This is a genomic window from bacterium (genome assembly GCA_024228115.1).
Classification (GTDB): domain Bacteria; phylum Myxococcota_A; class UBA9160; order UBA9160; family UBA6930.
Window position 1 is genome coordinate 1 of record JAAETT010000357.1, and the last position, 3,283, is coordinate 3,283.

Sequence of the window (3,283 nt, forward strand, 5' to 3'; positions counted from 1 at the left end):
CACCGACAGCGCCGGCTTGGACATGATCTCGTAGACGTTGGTGCGCTCGGGCGAACGGTGGGGTGCCAGCACGTGCTTGGCGATGTCCGAGACCATGACGACGCCGAACTCGTCGTCCTCGTGGCGCTTCGCCACGATCAGTAAGTGCGCGTTCTTCTCCTTCAAGATCGCGAGCGCATCCGCCACGGTGGCCACGCCGTCGACGACCGCGTAGTCCTGCTCCATGACGTCGGCGACCCGGATAACATCCCTCTTCGTCACAGCTCTCCCTCCTCCAAGCTCGGTGTGATGCGCTCGACAATATGCGCGACGCCCACGGCATCCTCCACGTCGACCTGGAACGCGATCCCCGTGCCCGAGCTGGTATCGAACCCGCCGACCTCCCCGACGGTCTCGAGGATGTGGCGTGCCCGATGCTCCTCGACGAGGAGCAGGACCACGTCCCGCTGGGTCTCGAGGGTGAGGCCGAGGAAGGTCGTCTTCTTCCGGAGGCCTTCGCCCCTCGCGTTGGTCAGCACCGTGCATCCGGTGGCGCCGGCTTCGCGGGCCGCGTCGGTGACGGCCTCGGTCAGGTCATCGTCCACCAGGGCGATCAGCAGCTTGAACCTCATGTCCGATCCTCCGATGCTAGCCCATGGGCGCCGTTGTCAGCGCTCTCCTGGCGGCTGCGTCCTCCAAGCCCTCGCGAGGCCTGCGCGTACGCCATGACCGTGATCATGGGGAAGAGGCTTGCGAAGGCGATCATACCGAAGCCGTCGACGAGGGGACGCGCACCGGGGATCGATTCGGCCAGCCCGAGGCCCAGGGCAGCGACGAGCGGAACGGTCACGGTGGAGGTCGTCACCCCACCCGAGTCGTAGGCGAGCGGCACGATGAGCTTCGGCGCAAAGAGCGTCTGCACGACGACCACGACGTAGCCTCCCATGATGAAGTAGTGGAGAGGGGCCCCGACGACGATCCGGAAGGCGCCGAGCGTGATGCCGATGCCGACGCCGAGCGCCACCGCGATGCGCAGACCCCAGGCGCGGATCGCGCCACCGGAGAGCTCCTCGGCCTTGAGCGCGACAGCGATGAGGGCGGGCTCGGCGATGGTGGTACTGAACCCGATGGCGAAGGCGAAGGCGTAGACCCAGAGGTAGGCCGACGGGTCGACGGGGCCCAGGCTCCCGCCCGCAGGAGCCCCGAGCAGATCGGGCGCCGTGAACTGCGCGGCCATCGTCTTGCCCACGGGAAAGACGGCCAGCTCCAGGCCCATCAGGAAGAACACCAGGCCGACCAGCACGAAGCCGAAGCCCTGCAGCAGCCGCTTCGGGTGGGGCAGGCTCCTGCGAAGCACGAGCAGCTGGAAGAAGGTGAGGATCCCGACGAGCGGCAGCACGTCGCGGAGGGTCTCGCCCAGGGTCTCGAGGAAGCCCGCGAGGAGCGACATCAGATCATGATCCCGTAGACCATCACGAAGATGATCGGCGTCAGGGAGGCGAACGCGATCAGCCCGAAGCCGTCCAGGACCGGATTGCGGCCCTCGATCGAGGACGCGAGGCCGACCCCGAGAGCCGTCACGAGGGGCACCGTGATGGTCGACGTCGTGACCCCACCGGAGTCGTAGGCGATGCCGATAATCTCTTCCGGCGCGAAGGGCGTCGTGACGACGACGAGCAGGTATCCCGCGGCGATCATGAAATGGATGGGCCATCCGCTCAGGATCCGAAGGACGCCGATCACGATGGCAACGCCGACCGCGAGCGCAACCGTGAGCCTCAGGCCGAGCGCGTATTCGAGGCGCGCCCCGTCGGTGTCGGCGATGGCCCCGGCGCGGGCCGCCACCTTGGAGGCCTCCTCGGCGAACGCGATCAGCGCCGGCTCCGCGACCGTGCTGCCAAAACCCAGGGCGAACGAGAACGCCAGCAGCCAGCCGAGAGACCCCTTTCGGGCAAAGGAGTACGCCATGCTCTCGCCGAGCGGAAAGAGGCCGAGGTCGAGGCCTCGCACGAAGAAGGCGAGACCCAATAGGACCAGGACCAGGCCGATCAGAACACTGCCGAGATTGGGAAACGGCTGGCGCAGTACGATCAGCTGAAAGAGCGCGATGACTAGCACGATCGGGGTCAGGTCGCGGGCACTACCTGAGAGAAAGCGCAGCAGCGATCGTAGCCATGCCACGGTGTCGAGGACGTCCTCTTCGCGCACAATGCGCGCCATCGAGTATACCGGACCCAACTCCCGGCGTGTGCCGGAGCGCCCGGCTGGCCTGCCGGCCCGAATGGACGACGAATGACGTGAGGGCGGTTGACGAACGGTTCACGACATCGCCGGTGGTGATCTGCCAGCCGCCCTCCGTTTCGGGATCGACACCGATCGTCGAGGTGATGTCCAGGCCGGTGTGCTCGCGCTGGGCGACGGCGGGTCAGGAGCGCTACTCCACGGTCTCTGGGATCTGGGCGGAGCGCTGGCTCTCGGTGTCCCGCTGGGCGTGCCGATGGCGCGCCTGACCGGGCGCATCGATCCAGACGAGCCGAGCCTGTACGAGGCCCTGGGCCTGGTATTCCTCTGTGGTGGCCTGGCGCTCTGGCTCGACGTCTCGTTCCTGCTGGCATCGATGACGCTAGGCGCCGTGGTTGCGAACCTGGCGAGCCATCACGATCGTCCGTTTCATGCGATCGAGGGCATCGAGTGGCCCTTCCTGATCGTGTTCTTCGTGCTGGCCGGTGCGGCCCTCGATATGGACGCCCTGGCAGAGGCGGGTCCGTGGCTGGTCGCGTACGTCGTCCTGCGCGTGGTTGGGCGCCTGCTGGGAGGCTGGCTCGGCGTGACCCTGCTCCGCGTCGGCACTGGGAAGCCGGAGCTGCGCCGGATGGGTCTGGCCATGCTTCCCCAGGCCGGAGTCGCCCACGGCATGGCGCTGATCGCCGCTCGTCACTTCCCGGACCAGGTGCGGCGATTCTTCCGGTGGTCGTCGCCGCCACGGTGGTGTTCGAAGTCGTCGGGCCGTTGGCGACGCGTTGCGCGATCGCACGTGCCGACGTGTCGTCGGTGGGAGTTGGCGCAACAATTCTCGTGGTGGAAGAGCTTTGAAAAATGGCGTCGCGAGCGCTGCGGCGGGACTGCGTTGCTAGAGTGTGAGGACGCGGCCGGCTCGCCGGTTGCGGTCTGCAGGAGGCGAGCATGAGTGGTAGCAAGGTACGAGTAGCCATCTCCCGGATCTGTGGAGCATTGCTCGTTTTGGGATTGGGGCCGGGAGCCGGGTTGGCCGCGGAGCCCGTCGTCCGGTCGAAGGGACAAACGG

5 protein-coding genes are annotated in these 3,283 nt (G+C 67.2%); 1 reads left to right on the forward strand and 4 read right to left on the reverse strand.

Annotation, left to right across the window (positions count from 1 at the left end; all coding sequences use genetic code 11):
- From GY937_15830 to GY937_15845, 4 genes are all read right to left on the reverse strand, one after another.
- Window positions 1-261: hypothetical protein (locus GY937_15830; protein MCP5058176.1), on the reverse strand; the 261-nt coding region annotated here is incomplete at its 3' end.
- Entirely contained in the window at window positions 258-611 is a 354-nt protein-coding gene (locus GY937_15835; protein ID MCP5058177.1) for a P-II family nitrogen regulator, read from the reverse strand. The genes GY937_15830 and GY937_15835, both read right to left, overlap by 4 nt.
- Window positions 608-1,429, reverse strand: a complete 822-nt coding sequence (locus GY937_15840; GenBank protein MCP5058178.1) for a DUF1538 domain-containing protein — start codon at window positions 1,427-1,429, stop codon at window positions 608-610. The genes GY937_15835 and GY937_15840 overlap by 4 nt, the downstream gene beginning before the upstream one ends.
- Window positions 1,429-2,199, reverse strand: a complete 771-nt coding sequence (locus GY937_15845; protein ID MCP5058179.1) for a DUF1538 domain-containing protein — start codon at window positions 2,197-2,199, stop codon at window positions 1,429-1,431. Before GY937_15845 ends, GY937_15840 begins: the two co-directional genes overlap by 1 nt.
- A 181-nt stretch (window positions 2,200-2,380) precedes the next feature.
- Here GY937_15845 and GY937_15850 point away from each other — a divergent pair, with 181 nt between their 5' ends.
- Complete coding sequence (locus GY937_15850) at window positions 2,381-3,166, forward strand: hypothetical protein (protein MCP5058180.1); 786 nt, start codon at window positions 2,381-2,383, stop codon at window positions 3,164-3,166.
- Window positions 3,167-3,283 lie beyond the last annotated feature (117 nt).